The sequence below is a fragment of the Actinomycetospora sp. genome, assembly GCF_036497245.1.
Classification (GTDB): domain Bacteria; phylum Actinomycetota; class Actinomycetes; order Mycobacteriales; family Pseudonocardiaceae; genus Actinomycetospora.
In genome coordinates this window covers 1-22,922 of the sequence record NZ_DASXJS010000029.1, presented here as the reverse complement: position 1 = coordinate 22,922, position 22,922 = coordinate 1, and the positions used below count along the sequence as shown (strand labels likewise).

Sequence of the window (22,922 nt, the reverse complement as noted above, 5' to 3'; positions counted from 1 at the left end):
CCGAACGGTACGGAGCACACGCGCTGTTTCAACCCGGTCTCAGAAGAGAAACGATCAGCGAAAACACCGGCGATCCCCGGGCCGCACGCTCATTGCGCCTGCTCAGTGCGATGACCAGCGGTGTTCTCATCGATGTCATACGGCCGTGACAGGAGGCGGGACTGTCACAGTCGTCACCGTGTTCTCAGGAAAGAATGTGATGCAGAGCACTCGTCGGGTCGGGGTGTCCGACGCCCTGGTGGTCCGGTGATCCCGCCTGGGGGACGATGGACCCGTGACCGTTGCCACCGATCTCGCCGGGCCCGACGACGTCAGCGCCGCTCTTGCGCGCACCGGGTACCTCGCCGACTCCGGCCTCGCCTCGGCGGCGTTCCTCGCCCTGCGCATGGGACGCCCGCTGTTCTGTGAGGGCGAGCCCGGCACCGGGAAGACCGCGCTCGCCCAGGCCCTGGCGGAGGTGCTCGAGGCTCCGCTGATCCGGCTGCAGTGCCACGAGGGCATCGACGCCGCGCAGGCCCTCTACGACTGGGACTTCCCGCGTCAGCTGCTGCACCTGCGCACCATGGAGGCGGCGGCGACCGCGTCGCACTCCGAGCTCGACGCGGACGCCGTCGAGGCCTCCCTCTACGACCGCCGCTTCCTGCTGGCCCGTCCGGTGCTCGAGGCGCTGCAGACGACGCCGAGCGTGCTGCTCGTCGACGAGGTGGACCGCGCCGACGACGAGTTCGAGGCGTTCCTGCTCGAGGTGCTCGCGGAGAACTCGGTGACGATCCCCGAGATCGGCGTCGTGAAGGCCGAGACGCCGCCGCTGGTGGTCCTCACCTCCAACCGCACCCGCGAGGTGCACGACGCACTCAAGCGTCGCTGCCTCTACCTCTGGCTCGACCACCCCGACCTCGCCCGCGAGGTCGCCATCCTCAAGGCCCGCATGCCCCAGCTCGCCGACGACCTCGCCCAGCAGGTGGCGCAGGCCGTGCAGCGGCTCCGCGGGCTCGACCTGCTCAAGCCGCCGGGGGTCGCCGAGACGCTGGACTGGGCCGCGGCCCTCGAGCTCGTCGGCGCGCGCCGCCTCGACCTGGAGTCGGCCACCGCGACGCTGGGTGCCGTCCTGAAGTACCGCGAGGACGCCGACCGGGCCCGCGACGCGCTGGACGCCCTGCTCGCGTCATGAGTACTGGCGACCGCGGCGGGAGCACCGACGGACCCGCCCCCCGCCCGCACGCCGGCGCGCTGCTGGCCTCCGGTGTCGTCGAAGAGCTCGACGACACCGCCGCCCCCGACAGGGACGCCGTCCTGACCGACCTCACCGCCTTCACCCGCCTGCTGCGCAACGCGGGGGTTCCGGTCACCCCCGACCGCACCGCGACCTACCTGCGGGCCCTGCGCGAGGTCGACCTGGCGAGCGAGGTCGCGACCTACTGGGCGGGCCGCCTGACGCTGTGCGCCGACCCCGACGACATCGCCCGCTACGACCAGGCCTTCCACGCGTGGTTCTCGTCCGACCCGCGCGAGCAGCGGATGGGCCGCGCCGCGCCGCCGAAGCCGCGGACCGCGACGATCGCCGCGCTCTCGAGCCCCGAGCGCAGCGGGAGCGGCGAGGACGACGGCGATGTCCCCGAACTGCGTGTCGCCGCCTCCGGCGAGGAGGTGCTGCGCGACCGGGACATCGCCGACCTGACCATCGGCGAGCGCGAGCACATGCGCCGGATGCTCGCGCTGCTGCGCCCGGACCCCCCACGACGCCGGGCCCGCAGGCGCCGTCCCGCGCGCCGCGGGGAACCGGACGCGCGCCGGACCCTGCGGTCGACCCTGCGTCACGCGGGCGAGATTCCGGGGCTCGAGCGTCGCGCCCGGCGCGAGCGTCCCCGCCGGGTGGTGCTGCTCCTGGACGTGTCCGGGTCGATGGCGCCCTACGCCGACACGCTGCTGCGCTTCGCGCACGTGCTCACGCGGCGGACCCCGCAGGCCGTCGAGACCTTCACCCTCGGCACCCGGCTCACCCGCGTGACCCGCGAGCTGCGCCAGCGCGATCCCGAACGGGCACTGCGCGACGCGGGCAACGCCATCCCGGACTGGTCGGGCGGAACCCGGCTCGGCGAGGTGCTGAGAGCGTTCCTCGACCACTGGGGTCAGCGCGGCGTCGCGCGCCGGGCCGTCGTCGTCGTGTTCTCCGACGGCTGGGAGCGAGGGGGGACCGAGCTGCTCGGCGAGCAGATGGAGCGCCTCGCCCGCCTCGCCCACGGCGTGGTGTGGGTGAACCCGCACGCGGGCAAGCGCGGCTACGAGCCGGTGCAGGGGGGAATCGCCGCGGCCCTGCCGCACGTTGACCGATTGCTGGCCGGCCACTCGCTGGCGACGCTGCAGGAGCTCACGGAGGTGCTGTCGGATGCGTGACGTGCTCCCGACCCTCGGGTCGTGGTGGGACGAGGGCCGGTCGACGGCGCTCGCCACCGTCGTCGGGACCTTCCGCTCGGCGCCGAGGCAGCCGGGCGCCTCGATGCTCGTCAGCTCCGACGGCCAGGCCGTCGGGAGTGTGTCGGGCGGCTGCGTCGAGGGCGCGGTGTACGAGCTCGGGAACGAGATCCTCGAGGGCGCCGACCCGACGCTGCAGCGCTACGGGGTCTCCGACGACGACGCGTTCGCCGTCGGGCTGACCTGCGGCGGCATCCTCGACGTGTTCGTCGAGCAGGTCGACCGCGAGAACTTCCCGCAGCTCGGGGAGATCGCCGAGGCGGTCCGCGATCACCGGTCCGTCGCGACGGCGACGATCGTGTCCGGGCCCGGCGTCGGGCGCCGCCTGGTGGTGTGGCCGGATCGCGTCGAGGGCACGCTCGGCAGCGATCGCCTCGACGACGCCGTCCGCGACGACGTCCGCGGCCTGCTCGCCGCCGGGCGCACCACCCTCGTCACCTACGGCACCGACGGGGAGCGCCGCGGCGAGGGACTCGGGATCTTCGTCGAGTCGTTCGCGCCCCCGCCCCGCCTCATCGTCTTCGGCGCCATCGACTTCGCGGCCGCCGTCGCCCGCATCGGGACCTTCCTCGGGATGCGCGTGACGGTCTGCGACGCCCGACCGGTGTTCGCGACGTCGAGCCGCTTCCCGGAGGCCCACGAGGTCGTCGTCGAGTGGCCGCACCGCTACCTCGCCGCCGAGGCCGAGGCCGGACGCATCGACGGCCGCACCGCGCTCGCCGTCCTCACCCACGACCCGAAGTTCGACGTCCCGCTGCTCGAGGTCGCGCTGCGGCTGCCTGAGATCGGCTACATCGGGGCGATGGGGTCGCGGCGGACCCACGAGGACCGGATGGACCGGCTGCGCGAGATCGGGGTCACCGAGACCGAGCTGGAGCGCATGTCCAGCCCCATCGGTCTCGACCTGGGCGCACGGACCCCGGAGGAGACCGCGGTGTCCATCGCTGCCGAGATGATCGCCCGGCAGTGGGGCGGCGACGGGACCCCGTTGTCCGACCGCGAAGGCCCGATCCACGGCGATTCCAACGTCGAACCGGGTATTCGCGCCGCGGAGCTCGCATCCGGACCACGCTGATCGGACGGTCCCGACCCCTACCAGCGGGTAGGGGCCGGGACCACCCGATTCGGTGGCCTCGACGGGTCCGGGGGTGGGCTCCGAGGCTGCCGCCGTCCCGCTTCCGGCTGTAACGTGGGCAACACCGAGCATCCGACGGTGGGGAAGGGGGCAGCGTGGTCCTCGTCGAATCCGTGACGCGAGCGGGTCAGTCCATGGTGGTCCGCGGCAGGCAGTCCCGGGAGGACGACCCGCCGACGTCCGGGCCGGGCTCACGCGCGATGCCGCACGCGCCCGCCGGGCCGTCGCGCCCGCACGGCGCCGCGCACGTCGCGGCGCAGCCGGAGACCCCGCGCCTGGCCAAGTTCCACGTCCCGGAGATCGTGTTCGGGCCCGGTTCCCTCCCCGAGGCCGCGCATGCCGCGGCCCGCCTCGGAGCGCGTCGGCCGATGCTCGTCACCGACGAGGGCCTGCTCGCGGCCGGCTGGCCCGACCAGCTGCGCCGTCACCTCGCCGACGGGGGCATGGACGCCACCGTCTGGAGCGGGGTCACCCCGAACCCCAAGGACCACGAGATCGCCGCCGGGCACGAGGCCTACCGCGCGGCGGGGTGCGACGTCCTGGTCGCGGTGGGCGGCGGGTCGGTCATCGACGCTGCCAAGGGGATCGCACTGCTCGCCGGCAACGGCGGCGTGATCACCGACTTCGAGGGTGTCGACCGAATGGTCGCCCCGATCCCCCCGATGGTGATGGTGCCCGCGACGTCGGGCACCGGCGCGGACGTCTCGCAGTTCTGCATCGTCACCGACACCGTGCGGCACACGAAGATCACGATCCTCGGCCGGGCCCTCGTCCCGGACGTCTCGGTGGTCGACCCGCACCTGCTCACCACGATGCCGGACTGGCTCAACGCCGCGACCGGGCTGGACGCCCTCACCCACGGCATCGAGGCGTACGTCTCGCGGGCGCACAACCCGCTGACCGACCACCACGCGCTGCAGGCGATCTCGCTGGTCGGCGGCCACCTCGAGCGCACCATGGACCACCCGCTCGAGCAGGAGTCGCGGACCCACATGGCGCAGGCCGCCCTGGAGGCCGGGCTCGCCTTCACGAACGCGATCCTGGGCGCCGCGCACGCGATGAGCCATCAGGTCGGCGGACTGCTGGACCTGCCCCACGGCGTGATCAACGGGATCCTGCTGCCGCACGTCGTGCGCTTCAACGCCGCTCCGGACCCGTCGCGTTTCGTCCCGATCGCGCAGGCGCTCGGTTTCCCGGGCACGGTCGGACGGTCGTGCACCCAGGCGATGGCCGAGGACGCCGCCGAGTGGGCGGCCTGCGAGGTCCGGCGCCTCGCCGACGAGCTCGGCGTCCCCAAGGGCCTGGGCGAGATCGGGGTGACAGCGGAGGACGTGCCGACCCTCTCGACGATGACCATGGCCGATGCCTGTCTGTCGACCAATCCGCGCGAGGCCGACCGCGCCGACATCGAGGCGCTGTTCCGGCAGGCGTTGTAGCCGCATCCCCGTGGAACCCCGTATCGATCCCAGGTCCGTCGAACACCGCGCCGAGGGCCCCGACCTCGACCTGCTCACCGGCATCCGGTCGGGCAAGCCGTCCTTCTACGTCGAGTACCTCGCCTCGGCGGAGCGCCTGCGCCGGGTGATCCACGCGCTCGACCGGATCAGCCGTGCGCTCGTGCGCACCACCGAGGGCCCGGGAACCCTGGTCCGTGCGGTCGCCGAGGCGGCCGCCGAGCACCTGACCGCGCACTGGGTGGTGTTCGCACTCGCCGACGGCGCGCTGCCCGAGGCCGCGCCACGCGTCCTCGTCCTCGGCCCCGACCTCGTCGAGGCCCCGACCGACGATCCCGACGCGCTCCCGCCCTTCGTCCTGCGCCACCTGCAGGCGGTACGGCACGGCGAGCACGAGGCCTCCGACCTCGGGTCCACCGGCGCAGGCCCCCACGGGGACGGGTTGCCCGGTCTCGACGCCGCCGAGGGCGGTTCCTCGCGCGTGACCCGGCCGCACGACCCGCACCACCTCCACGTCCCCGTCCGGCTCGACGGGGCCGTCGTCGGCGAGATCGTCGCGTGGACCGGGGTCGACCGCCGAATCGACGCCACGGACGCGTCCGTGCTGCGGGTGCTCGCCAGCCAGACCGCTGCGGCGCTGCAGAACTCCGCGCTGCACCAGCGCACGCTCTCGCTCTACGACGAGGCGAGCCGCCACGCGGCGGATCTCGCCGCGCGCAACGAACAGCTGCAGCGCACCCGTGACGCGCTCACCGTCGCCCGGCAGCGTGAGGTCCTGGACTCCGAGCGCCACCGCATCGCCCGGGAGCTGCACGACTCGGTCACCCAGTACGCCCTCTCGGCGGGCATGCAGATCGAGGTGGTGCGCTCGGAGATTCGCGACGAGGGCCAGCGCGAGCGCCTCGAGACCGCGAAGCAGCTGACCCGGCGCGCGGTCGAGCAGCTGCGCTCGGCGATCTACGCACTGAACCACTCCGGCGAGCACGGGCACCGCAGCCTCCCCGCGATGCTCGAGGAGCTCTCGACGGTGCACATGCCCTCCGACCTGCAGGTCCAGGTGCGCATCGAGGGCCGCCCGGTCTCGCTTCCCGCCACCGCCGAGCGCTCGCTCTTCCGCGTGGCCGGCGAGGCGCTGTTCAACGCCGCCGTCCACGCGGAGGCCTCGGTCGCCGTCGTCCGGCTCGCGTTCCGCAAGGACCGGCTGGTGCTCACGGTCGCCGACGACGGCACGGGCGACCCGGAGCAGGTGCGCCGCTCCCTGCGGGTGGCCGCCGCCCGCGACCTCGACGGGTCGCACCGCGGCCTCGCGAACATGGCCGAGCGGGCCCGCGAGATCGGCGGTTCGCTGCAGGTGCAGCGGGCCCGCCAGGGCGGCATCCGCGTCCAGGTGGGCGTGCCGCTGCCCATCGACGAGGTGGCCAACGCCGCCCGCGCCGCGCGCGCCACCCCGCACGTCACGACGCCGGGCCCCGCACAGCACGGAGAACCCTCCGAACCGGGAGGGACCGCGGCACCCTCCGGCGGTGAGGATGGACAGCGGACCGCCGACGCCGCGCGCGAGCCTTCCGGGCACCGCCCGGCCGCGAACGACCCCGCCGCGCATGATCTTGGGAGCACGACATGACCGACATCCGCATCCCCGCCCGCGCGGCGGTCCGCCGCGGCGAGGTCCGCATCGTGCTCGTCGACGACCACGCGATCGTGCGCCAGGGCCTGCGCTCGGTGCTCGAGCGCGAGCCGCAGCTCTCGATCGTCGGCGAGGCGTCCAGCGCCCCCGAGGCCCTCGCCGTTGTCGCCCACGAGCGGCCCTCGATCGTCCTGCTCGACCTCAAGCTCTCCACCAGCTCCGACTCCGAGGGCCTGCAGCTGTGCCGGCAGCTCACCCAGGCCCACCCGGGCGTCGGGGTCCTGGTGCTGACGACGTTCCTGGACGACCGCCTCGTCGTCGAGGCCGTGCACGCGGGTGCCCGGGGCTACGTCGTGAAGGACGTCGACACCACGGAGCTCATCGCCGCGATCCGCGCCGTGTCGCGGGGGGAGTCGGCGTTCGACTCCCGCTCCGCCGCCGCGGTGGTGCGCTCCCTCAACGGCCAGCAGCCGCACGGCGAGACGTTGACCGGCCGCGAGCTGGACGTGCTGCGCCTGCTCGCCCGCGGGATGAGCAACCGCACCATCGGCAAGGAGCTGTTCATCTCGGAGACGACGGTGAAGTTCCACGTCGGCAACCTCATGCGCAAGCTCGACGTCTCCCGTCGCGCCGAGGCCGTGTACGCCGCCTCGAAGATGGGCCTGATCTGAGGGTCTCCGCCCGCCCTGACGAGGTGGCGGCGCGCCTGGCGGGGGACGGGATCGTGCCCGACGCCCAGGTGACGATGGACCGCGCGTTCGACCTCCCCGCCGCGCCGGAGACGGTCTGGCCGTGGTTCGCGCAGCTCGGCAGGAATCGCGCCGGCTGGTATCTCCCCGCGTGGATCGAGCGGGCGGTCCCGTCCCGCGGTCGCGGTCTGCGCCGGATCGAGCCGACGCTGCAGCACCTCGCCCCGGGCGACGTCATCGACGACTGGGGCGGTCGCGACGCGACGTTCACCATCGTCGAGCACACCCCGCCGACGACGCTGGTGCACCGCTCCGAGCGCGGCGAGCTGCGGATCAGCTGGGCGATCGTCCTCCGTCCCGGTGCGGCCGGGACACGCGTGCACCTGCGCTTCCGCATCGCCGGGGTGCGCCGGGTCTGGCTGGTGCGCACCGGTGGCGAGCTGGCGGACCTGCTGACCGTCGCCGGGCTCGCCGCGGGGCTGCGCGAGCGCGTCACCCGCGCCGCCGTCGAACCTCTGCCGTGATCATCGGGACCGGGTGGCTGTCGTCCTCCCGAGACCGTAGCCACACCGTCCCGGTGATCATGGGCCGGGCCTACTCCGCCGTCGAGTCGTAGCGCATCAGCCCGATCGGCGTGCCCGCCGGATCGGCGACGAAGGCCAGTTCCCCGACCCCGGCGATGACGGTCGCCGCCATGAGCACCCGTCCGCCCGAGCTCACCGCGGCGGCGCAGCACGCGGCGACGTCGTCGACGGCGACCGTGATCTCCACCGGCGCCGCGGTCCCGTCGTCGAAGGTCCGTCGCCGTTGCAGCGCGCCGATCGGGCCGGGCGTGGTCCCATCGGGGCCCTGGATCTGGAAGAACTCCGGCGGGCCCCACGGCACGAACCGCCAGTCCAGGACCGCCTCGTAGAAGGCGCGGCTGGCCTCGAGGTCGTCGGCGTTGACGGCGAAGTGGGCCACGGTCCCGGCCCGGGGGTGTTCGTCCATGGCGGCGAGTCTGGCGCGGCCCGGGGCTGGCGCTCCACCGGAAGCACAGGTGCTGCTGGCGGCGTCCGGGGCGATGACGGTCGAGGTACCGGAGGGCACCTGGTTCGTGCCGCCCGGCGCCGCCGTGGTGGTCGCGGCCGGTGAACCACACCGCATCCGCACGACCTCGTCGCGAGCCGGATCCTCGCGGACCCGGGTGAGCCGGGCGGGGTCGACCTCCTCTGCCGGCGCTGCGGCGCCGCCCGGCGGACGGTGGAGCGGCGGTTCGCCGAGGAGACCGGGCTCGGCGTGGCCCGGTGGCGGCGACGGGCGCGGCTCGCGGGCGCGCTCGAGGCGCTCGCGCGCGGCGACCCGCCGTCCCGGGTCGCCACCGAGTTCGGCTACGCCTCCGCGAGCGCGTTCGGCGCCAGGGTGAAGGCCGAACTCGGCCACCCGCCCGGGGCCCTCAGGTGAACTCGACGTCCACCTCGGCGATCGTCTCCGGGTCGGCGACGAGCTCGACCGCCGTGATCCGGCCGTCGCTGATCGTCATCCGGAACAGCGACAGCGTCCGACCGCGCATCGCGAAGGCCAGCCCGGGGACGCCGTCGAGCAGCGCAGGCGCCGCGGCACGGGCGCGGCCGGCGAACACCCGGGCCACCGCGTCGGCCCCGGAGACCTGGTCGGAGAGCTCGGGGGCGCCCCGTCCGGCGTTCGCCGCCGCCATCGACACGGCCACCGGGTCGGCGCGCAGCACCACGTCGGGGTCGAGGACGGCGAGCAGCGCGCCGAAGTCGCCCTCGCGCGAGGCGGTGAGGAACGCCTCGACGACCTCCCGCCGCCGCACGACGTCGTCGGTCACCGACCCGCCCCCGCGCACCCGGCGGCGGGCCCGGCTCGCGAGCTGACGGGTCGCCGGCACCGAGCGTTCGACGATGGGGGCGATCTCGTCGAAGGGCAGCCCGAACACGTCGTGGAGGACGAACGCGAGCCGCTCGGCGGGCGCGAGGGTGTCGAGCACGACCAGCAGCGCGGGCCCCATCGCATCCGCGGCGAGCGCCTGCTCCTCGGGACCGGGATCCGCCGACGGCGGGGCGTCGTGGTTCTCGTCGGTCGACTCCTCGGGGTGGGTGCGTCGCGCTCGCAGCAGGTTGAGCGCGATGCGGGCGACCACCGTGGTGAGCCACGCCGCGAGGTTCTCGATCCCGGGGTCGGCGGAGGCGTACGCGCGCTGCAGGCGCAGCCAGGTCTCCTGGACGGCGTCGTCCGCCTCGCCGGTCGGGCCGAGCAGGCGCTGGGCCACGGCGAGCAGGTGCGGGCGGTGCTCGGTGAATCGGGCGGCGAGGGCCCCGGTCGGCTCCATCGGTCACGTTCCTCCGCGCGTCGGTGTCATCACCATGACCGACCGACCCGGCAGAACGTGACCGGCACGCGGTCCGACACGAGGAGCATCCATGACCAGCACGGCCACCCTCACCGCACGCATGCCCAACCCCGCGGCGCTGCTGCCCGGCGTGGGGGAGGCGATCGGCGGGCTCGCCGCGGCCGCCCACGCCGGTGGGCTCCCGGAGGGCCTGCTCGAGCTCGTCCACCTGCGCGTGAGCCTGATCAACGGCTGCTCGTCGTGCGTCCACGCGGGCACGCGGGGCCTGCGCGACGCCGGGGAGACCGACGACCGGCTCGCCACGGTCGGGGCCTGGCGCGAGGCGCCGTGGTTCACCGACGCCGAGCGTGCCGCGCTCGAGCTCGCCGAGCACGTCACGCGGCTCGCCGACCGCGGCGAGGCCGTCCCGGACGCCCTGTGGGCGGACGTCACCCGGCACTACGACGAGACGGGGATCGCGGCCCTGCTGCTCTGGATCGCCACCTCGAACCTGTTCAACCGGCTCAACGCCCCGGTGCGCCAGCCCGCGGGCGGCGGATGGTGATCGCGTCAGCCGCCCTCACGGCAGCGGTGTCAGCATGCGGTGCGGCTCGCCGAGCGCGCGGCTGACGGCGTCGTCGCGGCGCGAGGTGCCCGACCCGTCCTCCGGTCGCACGACCAGGTCGGCCGGGCCGGGCACCGTGCCGCAGGCGGGGCAGCGGCCGTCGGGCGTCGTGTCCGGCCGGCCCCCGGCGGGGCAGTCCGCGTGGGCGAAGCGACGCACCGACCCGCCGGCCGCGCGCTGACCGGACTCCCCCCAGGCGGCCAGCGCCCGTAGCGCGGGCCAGAGCGGCGTCGCCTCGTCGGTGACCCGGTAGTCCGCCCCGTCGCGGGCGAGGAGCCCGGCCTCGACGAGGCGGGCGAGGCGGTCGGAGAGCACGGCGCGGGGGACGTCGAGGCGGGCGACGAGGTCGGCGAAGCGGTGGACGCCGAAGAAGCAGTCGCGCAGCACCAGCAGCGTCCAACGGTCGCCGACCACCTCGAGGGCGCGCGCGATCGAGCAGTCCTGCCGTGGATATCCCTGGCCGAGAGGCACGAAGACCAGGGTAACGTCACATCGGTTCAATGACCGAACCGATCGTGCTAGCGTTCCGGACCGTGCGGTCCAGCTCCGGCGCCACGGTCACCGTCGCCTCCACGGCGACGTTCCTCGCCCTCATCGCCTTCACCACTCCACTCGCGACACTCCCCGCGACGTCCGCGGCCCTCGGGTCCGGGCCCGAGGGGCAGGCGTGGATCCTCAGCTCGATGAGCATCGGGCTCGGCGTCGCGCTGCTCTCCACCGGCGCGGTCGCCGACGACCTGGGACGCAGGCGGGCGCTGGTCCTCGGCAGCCTGGTGCTCGCCGTGTCCTCGGTGGTCTGCGCGCTCTCCCCGACGACGGCCGTGCTCGTGGCCGGCCGGATCGCGGCCGGGGTGGGCGGCGCGGCGCTGATCGCGGCAGGTCTCGGCCTGATCGGCCACGCCTTCCCCGCCGGGACGCCGGAGGCGCGGCGGGCCAGCGGCATCTGGGGCGCGGCGCTCGGGGCGGGCATCGCGGTCGGCCCGCTGCTCGCGACCGGGGCCGAACGGTTCGCCGGCTGGGCGGCGTCGTACTGGCTCGAGGCGGTGCTTGCCGTAGCGCTCGCCCTGGCGGCGCGGTTCCTGCTCGAGGAGTCCCGGGCCGAGCACCCGCGCTCGGTGGACGTGCCGGGGGTGGTCCTGCTCGCCGCGGGGGTCGGGGTCCTGCTGACCGGGCTCGTCGAGGCCCGCAGCGGCCCGACCCGCCCGCTCGTGATCGTCCTGGTGCTCGGCGGGCTCCTGCTGCTCGGCCTCTGGCTGCTCGTCGAGCGCCGCAGCAGCGCCCCGATGATCGACGTCGGGCTCTTCCGCTCGCCGCCGTTCCTGGCGGCCACGCTGGCGGCGCTCGCGACCGGGGCGGGGATCATCGCCACGAGCTCGTTCCTGCTCACCGTCATGTCGCGCGGCCTCGGCGCGCCCGCGGTCATCGGCGCCGTCGTGCTCCTGGCGTGGTCGGCCACGGGCGTGGTCACCTCGCTGCTCGCCCGGCGGCTCCCGGTGTCGTGGAGCGGGCGGCTCCAGCTCGCGGTCGGCCTCGTCGTCGTCGCGGTCGGTCAGCTGATGCTGCTGGGCGCCACGCCGGAGTCCTCGCCGTGGCGCTACGTCCCCGGGCTGTTCGTCGCCGGGATCACGAGCGGGGTGGTGAACTCCGCCCTGGGCCGCGAGGCGGTCGCCAGCGTGCCCGCCGGGCGCGCGGCGATGGGCAGCGGCGCGAACAACATGGCGCGCTACGTCGGGTCGGCCATCGGCACGACGGTCGTGGCCGTGGTGGCGACCCGACCCGGCCTGCCTCCCGGCCCCGTCGGACTGCTCCAGGGATTCGACACCGCCGTCATCGTCGCGACCGTGTTCTCGCTCCTCGGGGCGATCGCGGTCTTCGCGTGCCGTCCGCGCCGCCGGGCGGTCATCCAGGCCCCGACCCGAAGCGGCGCCGAGGCGCCGGAACAGGCAGACTCGAAGGATGGACAAGGCAGCGCTCGCCGAGACCCAGGGCCCCCTCAAGCAGCAGTACCGTGACGACCCCGAGTCGGCCACCGTCGTCCTCAAGGCCGACGGCGACCTGGCGGGCTCGGGCATCGCGTGTCGCGTCTCGACCGCGCAGGCCATGGTCGAGGCCGGGCTGCACCCCGCGACCGGCGGCACCGGGGAGCTGCTCTGCTCCGGGGACATGCTCCTCGAGGCGCTCGTCGCCTGCTCCGGGGTGACGCTGCGCGCGGTCGCCACGTCGATGGGCGTGGACGTGCGCGGCGGGACGATCCACGCCGAGGGTGACCTCGACTTCCGCGGGACGCTGGGCGTCGCCAAGGACGCCCCGGTGGGCTTCAAGGACATCCGGCTGTCGTTCGACCTGGACACCGACGCCGACGACGACACCCTCGCGACGCTGCACAAGCTGACCGAGCGGTACTGCGTCGTCTACCAGACCCTGGTCAGCTCGCCGCAGGTCTCGCTGAACCTCGGCAAGCAGGGCGCCACCGCCCAGGCCTGACCGACCGCTCGCACGACGACGGCCCCCCTCGCTCACCAGGAGCGAGGGGGCTGTCGTCGTCGCGGTGGACCCGTCAGTCGGTGTGGTACGGGTCGTAGTGGATCTGCATGAACGGCGTGCCCGCGTCGAGCATCGCCGAGACCGTCGAGCGGACCATCGGCGGCGAGCCCGCGACGACGACCTGCCGGTCGGCCCAGGCGCCGTAACGGGCGACGACCTCACCGAGGGTGCCGGTCTCGGCGCCGTGGCGTCGGCCGTCCTCCTCGATGACCGGGACGACCGTCAGCCACGGGTTGTCCTGGGCCATGCGGCGCAGCGTGTCGATGTCGTAGAGCGAGTCCCACGTGCGGCCGCCGACGAACAGCGCCACCTTGCGGTCCGAGCCGTCGACCATGAGCTGCTCGATGAGCGAACGGGCCGGGGCGAGGCCGGTGCCGCCCGCGACCATGAGCAGGTCGGCGCGGGACCGCGGGTCCAGCGTCATCTGGCCCATCGGCGGGCCGATCCGCCACACGTCACCGACGCGGGCGTGCGAGACGATCGCCCGGCTCACCCAGCCGCCGGGGACGGTGTGGACGTGGAACTCCATGACGCAGTCCGGGCCGGGCGCGTTCGCCGGGGTCAGCGAGCGCCACATCCGTGGGCGCTGCGGCGTCTCGACCGAGACGTACTGGCCGGCGAGGTACGGCACCGGCTGGCTGGTCTGCACCCGGATGACGGCGAGGTCGGGCGCCACCCGGCGGTGCTCCATCACCCGGGCCATCCACACGGCCGGTCCGCGCTCGGCGTCGGCGGCTTCACGCATCGCCTGGGAGACGATCCCGTAGGCGCCGACCCAGGCCTGCTTGATCTCCGGGGTCCATAGCGGGCCCGCGATCTCGCCGATGGCGCCGAGAAGCGCCTGGCCGACCTTGTCGTAGTGCTCGCCGATGACCCCGAACTTGCGGTGGTCGCGGCCGAGCTGGCGCAGGAAGACCGTCAGTTCGTCGGGACGGTCGACCATCTGCACCACGTGGATGAGCGCGCGCAGCAGGCGGGTGCGCTGGAGCTCCATCGTCACGGGGAAGAGCTCGCGGGTCTCCGGGGCGATCCGGAAGAGCCAGCCGTAGAACAGCTGGGTCAGCTCGTCGGCGCGCGGCGCGACCGCCTCGAAGCTGCTCCGGATGATCGCCACCATGTCCGAGGCGTCCTGCTGGGGCGCGGGGGTGGACTCGCGCGGCGTCGGCAGGCCGACGCCGTCGGCCATGCCGGTCGGGCCGACGGCGGCGGACATGGCCGTCGTGCGGGCCGGCTCCTCGTGGCTCGACCAGCCGCCGTGGTTCCCGGTGCCGTTCGCCGGCGGCGCGCCGTAGCCGCCCTGTCCGGGGGCCGAGTGCCCGCTCCGTCCGGCGGTGTCGGTGCCGCCGTACGCGGAGCCGCCGTACGCGGAGCCGCCGTAGCCGGATCCGCCGTAGCCGGAGTCCCCGAAGCCGGCGTTCCCGGAGCTGCCGAAGTCGGAACTGCCGAAGCCGGCGTCGCCGCCGTACCCGGAGCCACTGTTGCCCGAGCCGCCGTACGCGGAGCCGCCGTAGCTGGATCCGCCGAAGCCGGGGTCGCCGCCGTACGCGGACCCGCCGTTGCCGGACCCACCGTTGCCGGACCCACCGAAGGCGGAGCCGCCGAAACCGGAGCTGCCGAAGCCGGAGCTGCCGAAGCCGGAGCTGCCGAAGCCGGGGTCGCCGCCGTACGCGGACCCACCGTTCCCGGACCCACCGAAGCCGGGGTCGCCGTACCCGTTGCCGCTGTGGCCGGAGCTGCCGAAGCCGGACCCGCCACGGCCGGAGTCGTCGTAGCCGCCGGTCGAGTACCCGTCGTAGCCACCGGACGACCGGCCGCCGTACCCGCCACCGGAGGAGTAGCCCCCCGTGTCGTAGCCGCCGGGCTCGTGGCCACCGGTCTCGTAACCGCCGGGCTCGTACCCCTGGCCGGGCTCCCGGGGGGAGGGCGGGGGGTAGGCCGGGCTTCGCGGCGGAGGCGGGGGTACCGCTCCGCGGCCGGGGGCTTGGCTCATCGTCGTCCCGTCGTCGCGCCGGTCGTCGGCGATGTCGAACACGGCGTCGTCCGGGTCGTAGGACCCGCCTCCGAAGGGTGCCCGTCCGGCCGGTCCGGCGCCGGACGACCCGTACGTTCCGGGATCGGACGGGCCGTGTCCCGTCACCGTGGGTCGGTCGAGGGCTGCGGCACCCCATCCGCCGGCACGCTCGTGGCCCGGGGTTGTCCAGGCACCGTCGTCCCGGCCGGGTCCCGTATCGCGGGGAGGACCCGCAGGCCCGCCGGGGCCATGACGCCCCGCGTCGGGACCGTTGTTCCTCGCTGCGGTCACGTCCGGTCGACTCCTCATCTCACGATGACTCGCTCGGCCCCCCGCGAGGGCACCCTACCGGTGGGCACTAGCGCGTCACGTTACTCGGTGTCCCCGCGCGAGCATCGGGCGTGTGCGGCCGTGCGGTCAGCGTACGGCCGGGACCGGTGAGCGGTGTCGGTTTCGACCACGGACGAGCGACGGTCCGGCGCTCGTCGTCACCCGTCGTCGCCAATCGACCGTTCTTCTCACTCGGAGGGGGAACCCGCGTCGGGCGGGGACGAAGCGGTCGTGGTCGTCGCCGGTCCGGACCCGGTGCTCGCGGGCCCGTCGGATCCGGAGGTCCGCGGCGGGAGCGACGCGCGCTGCGCCACGGGCCGCGGGGTCGGCGACGACGTCCGGCCCGTCGCGGGTCGGGTGGAGGTGGAGCGCGGCGTCGCGGACCGGGTCGAGGTCGGGGTGGGCCGCGACGACGGGGGGCGGTGGCGCGTCGAGGTGGGAGCCGGCCTGGCGCTGGTCGGCCGGGGGGCCCGGGTGGTCGACGGGGGCGCCGTCGTCGACCCGGCGGCGGGGGCCGGGCGCGCCTCGGAGTGGTCGGCGGGTGTGCCGTGGTCGTCGGCGCGGATGAGGTCCGCGCCCGCGACCGCCGGGTCCGCGACCCGACCGTCCTCGGTCGGGGTGCCGCCCGTCGTGCCGTCCGGCGCCGTCGTGGGCAGCGACGAGGCCGGGTCGGCGAGCGCGGGGGAAGGGCTGGCGGGCAGGACGCCCTCCGCACCGGTCGGCGTCAGGCCGAGCGCCAGCCCGACCCCGCCGATGCTCAGAGCGCCGAACGCCGCCACGGCGGCAGGCACGGCGGTGGTCCGGCGACGGCGGGTGCGGGCGGCACGCGGGGCGGCCTCGTCGAGCAGTGCGGCCATCTCGTCCGCGCGCTCGCGCATCTCGCCCGCGCGCCCGCGACCACCACTACCCCCGGGACGGCCCCGTCCGGCTCGGCTCACGCGTGGTCCTCCCACCGTCATCTCGTCACGCACGGTTCGCGCAACGACTACTGCCGGTCGTCGAGACAGGGTGCCAGACGGCGCAGCGACCGGTCATCGGGGCCCGGACACGGACGGCCCGGTCGGGTGACGATCGGTGATGACGTGCCGCACACCAGGGGGCGACGGGCGACCCCCTACAGTGGTGCGCCGTGACCTCTTCGACACCGGTCGGCGTGAATCGCGCCCGCAGCAGGTCCCGCACGGTCGAGCTGGACCACTCGACCTGGGCGGGAATCGGGCTCCCGGGCGGTGTCGCAGGTGGTTCCGGCGGCAGGGAATGCTCCGAACGGCCGATGATCGAAGGGCTGCTCACCGGATGATTTGAGTCCGAACGGCCAGATCCCATTCTGTTGCCCGGCAGTGATGATGGACGGCGGGCGCGCGGGGGTCCGGCTCGGGTCGTCAGGGACGACGGTGATGGCTTCACATCGCCGACGTCGCGGGCGACGAGACACGACGAAACGGCAGGACCTCGGACACGGAGGTGGCATGGCGCGCGGCATGGCCACGATGGCCGTGAACGGCCCCACGGCGGACGCCGAGGAGCCGAGCACGCCGGCTGGCGGTATCCCGTCCCCGGAACGGCAGGCGGTCGGTCCCGACCACGGCCGAACCGGTGAGCCGACGGCACCGCTGACGGCACAGGGAACGGGCGGCCAGGAACCGGGCGGCGAGGTCCCGGCGGTGTCCGGGACGACGCCTCCCGCCCCCGAGCCGTCCGCCCCCCCGCAGTCCGGCCGGCCCCGCCCCACCCCGCGACCGCGTCCCTACGGCGCGCCGCCGCAGGCGTCCCGGCCCGACGCGGCGTCCGGGTCCGACCCGGCGCCCGCCGCCGACCCGCGGCCCGCCGCCGACCCGGCGCCAGCGGCCGGCCCGTCCGCGGCCGACCCGTCCGCGGACCCGGAGGCGACCGTGGCGGCGCCGCGGGTGCCCGCGGCCCGGACCGCCTCACCGCCGGGGCAGGCCACGGACCCCACCGTCGGCCCGGACCCCGCCGTCACTGCTCCCGACCCCACCGCTCCCGAACCTGCTGCTCCCGACCCCGCTGCCGTTGCCGCCCCGGCCGCCGAGGTCGTCGCTGACGCCACGGAGGGCTCCGGGGCGACGTCCTGGGGCGCTCCCGCCTCGTCGTCGACGTCGGTGGCGCCGGTGGACCCCGAGGTGGCGGAGGAGTTCCTCCGGCTCTTCTACGCCGAGGGCGAGGAGCCCGGCGCGACCACCGTCAAGGGCGCGGCGGGCCGGACGGCGCCGCTGGAGGAGCGCCTCGAGGAGGTCCGCGACGAGATCGAGCGGACCGGCACCTACGTCCACACCTCCGCGGAGCTCACCTTCGGGGCCCGCGTGGCCTGGCGGAGCTCCGCGCGCTGCATCGGGCGGCTGTACTGGCGCAGCCTGCACCTGCGCGACCGCCGCCACGTCACTGCGCCCGAGGAGGTCGCCGCCGAGTGCGTCGGCCACCTCGACGACGCGACCCGGCGGGGGCGGATCCGTTCGACGATCACCGTCTTCGCCCCCGACACCCCGACCTCGCCGGGTCCCCGGGTGTGGAACGAGCAGCTCATCCGCTACGCCGGGTACCGCACCGGCGGGCGGGTGCTCGGCGACCCGCGCTACGTCGGGTTCACCGATCACGCGCGCTCGCTCGGCTGGGTCCCGCCCTCGCCGATGGGACGCTTCGACGTGCTCCCGCTGGTGGTCTCGGGCGGCGGCGAATGGGCCGAGAAGGGTCCGCAGTTCTCCGAGGTGCCGCGGGAGTCCGCGCTCGAGGTGGAGCTCACGCACCCCGACCACCCGTGGTTCGCCGAGCTCGGGCTGCGGTGGCACGCCCTCCCGGTGATCAGCAACATGCGGCTCGACATCGGCGGCGTCTCCTACCCCGCGGCCCCCTTCAACGGCTGGTACATGGCGACCGAGATCGGGGCCCGCAACTTCGCCGACTCCGAGCGCTACGACATGCTCGGCGAGGTGGCCGAGCGGATGGGCCTGGACACCTCGAGCGACCGGACGATGTGGCGCGACCGCGCCGCGGTCGAGCTGACCCTCGCCGTCCAGCACTCGTTCGACCAGGCCGGCGTCTCGATGGCCGACCACCACGGGGAGTCCCAGCGCTTCCTGCGTCACCTCGAGCGCGAGGAGAGCGCGGGACGGTCGTGCCCGGTGGACTGGAGCTGGATCGTCCCGCCGATCTCGGGTGGCCTCACGCCGGTCTTCCACCGGTACTACGACGAGCCGACCGAGTCCGGCCCGATGTTCCGCCTCGACGAGCAGCAGGTCGCCCGCGGGCAGGGGTGCCCGGTCTAGAGGTCGATCACCAGCCACCCACCGTGGTCCTCGTCGACCCGGAACCGCGCGCCCGTCTGCTCGCCGAGCGCGGTCAGCGTGTCCGTGTCGAAGCGGCACAGGTGGCCGTAGACGGGGTCGGGAACGTCCTCGAAGGGCACCGCGACCACCACCCGCCGGCGCGCGACCCGGCACATCTCGGCGACGACGCCCGCCGAGCCGCTCGCCGGCAGGTGCTCGAGCAGGTGGATCGCGGTGACGGTGTCGACGGCGTCGTCACCCAGCGGCACCGCCCGCGCGTCGCAGGCCAGCGTCCGCAGCCGGGTCGTCGCCTCCGGGACCACCCCGGCGCCCGCGACGGCGGCGAGCAGCCGCATCGTGCCCTGCGTGTGGTCGGTCGCGATCACGTCGAGGCCCCGCTCGGCCATGAGCAGCGGGAGGAAGCCGAAGCACGCTCCGAGGTCGGCGACCGTCGTGCCGCCGACCTCCTCGAGCGCCCGCGCGTGCACCGGCGCGAACCCGGCCAGCGACGCCTCCGGCGGGTACGCGGCCCCGGGGAGCCCGTCCATCGCGCCGGGGCCCGCGGCCGCCACGCCGTCCGGGTGGCGCAGGACGGCGAGGGAGTTGGCGTAGAACGTCGACCACGCCGTGAGGGCGTCGCCCACCGTCGAGCGCACGATGCCCGTGACGACCCGCTCGAAGACCGGTGCCGAGTCCACCACCGCGCCGAGCTCGCCCGCCACGAGCGCCGACACGTCGTCGTCGAGCTCGTCGGGCCGGAAGCGGTGCAGGACGAGCAGGCGCCCGCCGGGACGGTGCACCTCGAAGTGCTCGGTGACCAGTTCGGGCGCGCGCTGCGACGCGAGCCGGACGGGGACCGCGGCGCGGTCGAGGTGGCACACCACCACGGGGCCGTTCTCCCACCGGCCGGGGTGGGCCGGGGCGAGCGGGTCGATGCGGGCACTGCCTGCCGCGGGCGGGGTGACGGTCACCGCTGCGTCGTCTCCACCGGGCTAGCGGCCGATCATCTCGGCGGCCATGTCGTGGCTGACCTCGGAGAGCCCGGTCAGGTCGCGGACCACGCGGATGCGGTCGACGAACTCGGCGTACTGCGGCAGGTCGCACGCCCCCAGACCCCACGAGTAGCGCGGTTCCGGGGTCAACCAGATCGTCTCGCGGGCGCGACGGGCGATCTCGGCGAACGCCTCGAGGTTCGGGTCGTTCCCGTTGCCCCGGCCGTCGCCCAGGATGATCACCGTGGAGCGCCGGTTGACGGCCGAGGCGTGGTCCTCGAGGAAGGTCCCGAACGCCTCGCCGTAGTTGGAGTTGGCGTCCACATCGAGCATGTCGCCGCCGAAGATCAGCCCGAGGGCGTCCTCCACGGTGTGGTCGGCGAACAGGTCGGTGACCTCGACGAGCTCGCCCACGAACGCGAACGAGCGCACCTGGCCGAACATATCCTGCAGCCCGTGCACGAGGTGCAGGGTGAACCGGGCGGTGGCCCGCACCGAGAGCGACACGTCGGCCAGGATCACGAGGCGCGGCTTGTCCTCCGCGCGGCTCACCGTGACCGGGGTGAACGGGACGCCGTCGAAGCGCATGTTGCGGCGCATGGTGCGCCCGGCGTCGATCCGCCCGCGCGGGGACTGGCGACGGCGGTGGGTGAGCGCCCCGTGGAGGGTCTTGGCCAGCCGGCGCAGCGAGTCCTCGAGCTGCTGGCGCTCGTGCTCCTCGGCGCGGTCGACCTCCGCCTGGCGCGCGTCCTCGTCGGCGTGCCCGCCGTCCATCACCCGCTGCTCGATCTCCAGCAGCCGCTCGAGGTGGGCCTTGATCGCCTCGGGGAGGTTCTCAAGCATCCCGGCGAGGCGCCGGCGCAAGGCCATCGCGTCGGTCTCGTCGCCGTCGTCGTCGATACCGTCCTCGACGCCCTGCAGCCACCCGAGCAGGGCCTCCTGCTGGGCGACGTTGAGGTCGGCGTCGACCTTCGTGCCGGAGTCCGTCGCGATCTCGCCGGGGATGCCACCGCCGTGCAGGTGGTCGGTCTCGATCTGGACCTTCTCACCGGTGTTCGTCTGGTCGGTGGCCCCGTCCTTGGAGAAGACGATCTCGTCGGTCATCGCCGCGAGGTCGATCTTGTTGGCCTCCTGGTGGAGGTTGTACTGCTGCGCCATGTCTTCCGGGTCGAAGAACTGCTTGATGTCGACGGGCGTGCCGTGGTCGTGACCCTGCTCCGGGGTCTCCGAGGGCTCCTCGGACAGCGTGAAGTTCTCCAGGGCGCCGTTGTCGGAGAGGTCCTCGTGGCCGTGCCCGTGACCGTGGCCGGTGTCCCGCTCGCCGATGCGCACGAGCGCGAAGAACGCGTCGAAGATCTCTTCGAACGTCGCCTCGTCGCGGATGTCCTTGATCAGTGAGACCTGCAGCGCGGCCTTGAGCGTCGCGCGGTCGGCGAGCACGCCCGGCTCCCGGGCACAGCGCATGGCGTCGAGGACCTCCGAGGTGGAGACCCGGACCTGGCGGATGCGCAGGAGCCGCACGAAACGGTGGATGCTGGCCTCCACGACGGCCTCCTCTCGAGTGTGGGAACGGCGGGGCGCAGGACGCTGCGGCCGGGGAGCGCCGGCGTGCCCATCTCCCCGACGCGACGGGTGGTCTACAGCGCGCGGCGCTTGCCGAGCCCGAAGGAGCGGCTTCCCTGCGAGGGGCTCACCGGCCGCGGCTTCACGCCCAGCTCGTCGGCGCGGCGCGCGGCCTCCTGGGCGTCGCGCCCCGGTGCGCCGTAGACGCCGGCGTGCCTGCCCTCCTGGTCCTTCGCCGCCCGGACGGCGCGGCCGTCCGGGCCGTCGTTCTCGTCGTCGTCCTCGACCTGCACCCGCCCGCCGTCGCGAGCGCCCGACGAGGCCGCGTCGTCGTGGGAGTGGTCCCCGTCGTGCCCGTGGCCGTGCCCGTGTCCGTGGCCGTGGGCGTTCGAGTCGTCGACCACCGAGTTCGGGTCCACGAGCTTCGGCAGGGCACCGAGGGCCTTGGTGACGTCCTTGTCGTACTTGACGACGACGGAGACGGTGTCGGCGAGGATCTGGGAGTTCAGCTCGTCGACGCCGAGCACGGCCAGCGTCCGCGCCCAATCGATCGTCTCGGAGATGCTCGGGGCCTTGCGCAACTCCAGCTCGCGCAGCCCGCGCACGACCTCGACCAGCTCGCGGGCCGCGGCCTCCGGCAGCCCGGTCTCCTTCGAGCGGACGATCTCGAGCTCCCGCTCGGCCGTCGGGTAGTCGAGGAACAGGTGCAGGCAGCGGCGCTTGAGGGCGGCCGCCAGGTCACGCGTGTTGTTGCTGGTCAGGATGACGTAGGGCTTGTTGTCCGCGACGAAGGTCCCGACCTCGGGCACCGAGATCTGGAACTCGCCGAGCGTCTCGAGCAGCACCGCCTCGAGGGCCTCGTCGGCGCGGTCGACCTCGTCGATCAGGAGGACGACGGGCTCCTCGGAGCGGATCGCCTGCAGCAGCGGGCGCGGGGCGAGGAAGCGCTCGGAGAAGAAGACGGAGTCCTGGGCGCCGATGCGGTCGACGGCGGTCGGGATGTCGGGAGCGTCCTCGACGACCTGCCCGATCTTCTCCCGGAGGATCTGGGTGTAGAGCAGCTGCTTGCCGTAGTCCCACTCGTAGAGGGCCTTGGTCTCGTCCTGGCCCTCGTAGCACTGCAGCCGCAGGAACCTGCGGCCCGTGGCCGCGGCGAGCATCTTGGCCAGCTCCGTCTTGCCGACGCCGGCCGGGCCCTCCAGCAGGAGCGGCTTCTCCAGACGGGTCAGGAGGAAGACGGTGGTGGCCAGCCGCCGGTCGGCGATGTAGCCCTGGGCCGAGAGCGCCTCGACGACGTCGTCGACCGAGGCGAACGGGTCGGCGGGGGCGGCCGCGGTCTCGGGAGCGGGCTGCTCGGACGTGCTGGTCACGCGAGGGTCCTTCCTACGGTGCAAGGCGAGGGGAACGCACCGATGCCCGGCGGGCCCTGGAGGGTCCGCCGGGCACCAGTGACGAGTATCAGCCAGGAACGTCAGCTGAGCAGGTCGTCGAGGTCACCGTTGAGGCAGTGGTCGATGACGGGGCGCACCGTCGTGAAGGTGCACTCCTTCGGGTTGCCCGGGGTGCAGGCGTCACCGAGGACGTGGTTGGTGATGCGGTCCACGTCGGCGTCGTTACCCGTGATGGTCTTCTCGTTCTCGTAGAACTTCGTCGGGCCCTGCCCGAGGCGGTTCTTCGAGTACGAGTCCTGGGTGACGTCGGTGAACTTCTCCGGGATGCCCACGTCGCGGAGCAGCCGGATGGAGGCGGCGAGCGCGGCCTCCGCGGCCTGCACGTCGGTCATGTGCGTGGTGTCCACGCCCATGGCCGTCGCGATCTTCGCGAAGCGCTTGTAGGCGACCGGCATGTTGAACGCCCACACGCGGGG

20 protein-coding genes and 1 pseudogene are annotated in these 22,922 nt (G+C 74.3%); 12 read left to right on the top strand and 9 right to left on the bottom strand.

Annotated elements, in window-relative coordinates:
* Nucleotides 1-274 precede the first annotated feature (274 nt).
* The 7 genes from VGI02_RS03915 (at nt 275) to VGI02_RS03885 (ending at nt 7,901) form a co-directional block, all read left to right on the top strand.
* Nucleotides 275-1,171: an AAA family ATPase gene (locus VGI02_RS03915; protein ID WP_331625951.1), complete on the top strand. Its 897-nt coding sequence runs from the start codon at nt 275-277 to the stop codon at nt 1,169-1,171.
* Entirely contained in the window at nt 1,168-2,394 is a 1,227-nt protein-coding gene (locus VGI02_RS03910; protein ID WP_331625950.1) for a vWA domain-containing protein, read from the top strand. Before VGI02_RS03915 ends, VGI02_RS03910 begins: the two co-directional genes overlap by 4 nt.
* On the top strand, nt 2,387-3,547 hold the full coding sequence (locus VGI02_RS03905) for an XdhC family protein (protein ID WP_331625949.1): 1,161 nt from the start codon (nt 2,387-2,389) through the stop codon (nt 3,545-3,547). Before VGI02_RS03910 ends, VGI02_RS03905 begins: the two co-directional genes overlap by 8 nt.
* A gap of 173 nt (nt 3,548-3,720) precedes the next feature.
* The gene (locus tag VGI02_RS03900; protein WP_527249120.1) at nt 3,721-5,043 is read left to right on the top strand and encodes an iron-containing alcohol dehydrogenase; all 1,323 of its coding nucleotides are present in this window, start codon (nt 3,721-3,723) and stop codon (nt 5,041-5,043) included.
* Between the two features lie 10 nt (nt 5,044-5,053).
* The gene (locus VGI02_RS03895) at nt 5,054-6,685 is read left to right on the top strand and encodes a sensor histidine kinase (RefSeq protein ID WP_331625947.1); all 1,632 of its coding nucleotides are present in this window, start codon (nt 5,054-5,056) and stop codon (nt 6,683-6,685) included.
* Nucleotides 6,682-7,359, top strand: coding sequence for a MadR family response regulator transcription factor (locus VGI02_RS03890; RefSeq protein WP_331625946.1), 678 nt, complete (start codon nt 6,682-6,684; stop codon nt 7,357-7,359). Before VGI02_RS03895 ends, VGI02_RS03890 begins: the two co-directional genes overlap by 4 nt.
* 23 nt (nt 7,360-7,382) lie before the next feature.
* A complete protein-coding gene (locus VGI02_RS03885; protein WP_331625945.1) occupies nt 7,383-7,901 on the top strand; it encodes a hypothetical protein in 519 nt (172 codons plus the stop codon).
* 70 nt (nt 7,902-7,971) lie between these two features.
* Here the strand turns inward: VGI02_RS03885 and VGI02_RS03880 are convergent, their stop codons facing one another.
* Nucleotides 7,972-8,367 (bottom strand): VOC family protein, encoded by a 396-nt coding sequence (locus VGI02_RS03880; protein WP_331625944.1) that lies wholly within the window; start codon nt 8,365-8,367, stop codon nt 7,972-7,974.
* A gap of 252 nt (nt 8,368-8,619) precedes the next feature.
* On the opposite strand from VGI02_RS03880, the gene VGI02_RS03875 reads away from it, so the two are divergent.
* A complete protein-coding gene (locus VGI02_RS03875; RefSeq protein WP_331625943.1) occupies nt 8,620-8,820 on the top strand; it encodes a helix-turn-helix domain-containing protein in 201 nt (66 codons plus the stop codon).
* Here the strand turns inward: VGI02_RS03875 and VGI02_RS03870 are convergent.
* Nucleotides 8,813-9,709 (bottom strand): sigma-70 family RNA polymerase sigma factor, encoded by an 897-nt coding sequence (locus tag VGI02_RS03870; protein WP_331625942.1) that lies wholly within the window; start codon nt 9,707-9,709, stop codon nt 8,813-8,815. The two genes, VGI02_RS03875 and VGI02_RS03870, sit on opposite strands and share 8 nt — an antisense overlap.
* A gap of 91 nt (nt 9,710-9,800) precedes the next feature.
* On the opposite strand from VGI02_RS03870, the gene VGI02_RS03865 reads away from it, so the two are divergent.
* Nucleotides 9,801-10,274 carry a carboxymuconolactone decarboxylase family protein gene (locus VGI02_RS03865; protein ID WP_331625941.1) on the top strand — a complete coding sequence of 158 codons (474 nt, stop codon included), beginning with the start codon at nt 9,801-9,803 and terminating at the stop codon, nt 10,272-10,274.
* A 15-nt stretch (nt 10,275-10,289) separates the two neighbouring features.
* Here VGI02_RS03865 and VGI02_RS03860 read toward each other — a convergent pair whose 3' ends face one another.
* Nucleotides 10,290-10,805, bottom strand: coding sequence for a winged helix-turn-helix transcriptional regulator (locus tag VGI02_RS03860; protein ID WP_331625940.1), 516 nt, complete (start codon nt 10,803-10,805; stop codon nt 10,290-10,292).
* A 29-nt stretch (nt 10,806-10,834) separates the two neighbouring features.
* On the opposite strand from VGI02_RS03860, the gene VGI02_RS03855 reads away from it, so the two are divergent.
* Both VGI02_RS03855 and VGI02_RS03850 read left to right on the top strand, forming a co-directional pair.
* Nucleotides 10,835-12,346: an MFS transporter gene (locus VGI02_RS03855; protein WP_331625939.1), complete on the top strand. Its 1,512-nt coding sequence runs from the start codon at nt 10,835-10,837 to the stop codon at nt 12,344-12,346.
* The gene (locus VGI02_RS03850; RefSeq protein WP_331625937.1) at nt 12,291-12,818 is read left to right on the top strand and encodes an OsmC family protein; all 528 of its coding nucleotides are present in this window, start codon (nt 12,291-12,293) and stop codon (nt 12,816-12,818) included. The genes VGI02_RS03855 and VGI02_RS03850 overlap by 56 nt, the downstream gene beginning before the upstream one ends.
* A gap of 73 nt (nt 12,819-12,891) precedes the next feature.
* On the opposite strand, the gene VGI02_RS29085 is transcribed toward VGI02_RS03850, so the two are convergent.
* Both VGI02_RS29085 and VGI02_RS03840 read right to left on the bottom strand, forming a co-directional pair.
* Nucleotides 12,892-13,995, bottom strand: coding sequence for a globin domain-containing protein (locus VGI02_RS29085; RefSeq protein WP_414638192.1), 1,104 nt, complete (start codon nt 13,993-13,995; stop codon nt 12,892-12,894).
* Between the two features lie 1,412 nt (nt 13,996-15,407).
* Entirely contained in the window at nt 15,408-16,157 is a 750-nt protein-coding gene (locus VGI02_RS03840) for a hypothetical protein (protein ID WP_331625934.1), read from the bottom strand.
* A gap of 531 nt (nt 16,158-16,688) precedes the next feature.
* Between VGI02_RS03840 and VGI02_RS29080 the strand changes: the two genes are divergently transcribed.
* Entirely contained in the window at nt 16,689-18,500 is a 1,812-nt protein-coding gene (locus VGI02_RS29080) for a nitric oxide synthase oxygenase (protein ID WP_414638190.1), read from the top strand.
* Here VGI02_RS29080 and mftM read toward each other — a convergent pair.
* The 4 genes and pseudogenes from mftM to VGI02_RS03815 all read right to left on the bottom strand — a co-directional run.
* A complete protein-coding gene (mftM, locus tag VGI02_RS03830) occupies nt 18,497-19,471 on the bottom strand; it encodes a mycofactocin oligosaccharide methyltransferase MftM (RefSeq protein ID WP_331625933.1) in 975 nt (324 codons plus the stop codon). The two genes, VGI02_RS29080 and mftM, sit on opposite strands and share 4 nt — an antisense overlap.
* Before the next feature lie 21 nt (nt 19,472-19,492).
* Nucleotides 19,493-21,037, bottom strand: coding sequence for a VWA domain-containing protein (locus VGI02_RS03825; RefSeq protein ID WP_331625932.1), 1,545 nt, complete (start codon nt 21,035-21,037; stop codon nt 19,493-19,495).
* 92 nt (nt 21,038-21,129) lie between these two features.
* Nucleotides 21,130-22,425 (bottom strand): AAA family ATPase, encoded by a 1,296-nt coding sequence (locus tag VGI02_RS03820; RefSeq protein ID WP_331625931.1) that lies wholly within the window; start codon nt 22,423-22,425, stop codon nt 21,130-21,132.
* A 101-nt stretch (nt 22,426-22,526) separates the two neighbouring features.
* Nucleotides 22,527-22,922, bottom strand: a pseudogene (locus VGI02_RS03815) (NDMA-dependent methanol dehydrogenase); the annotation flags it as partial.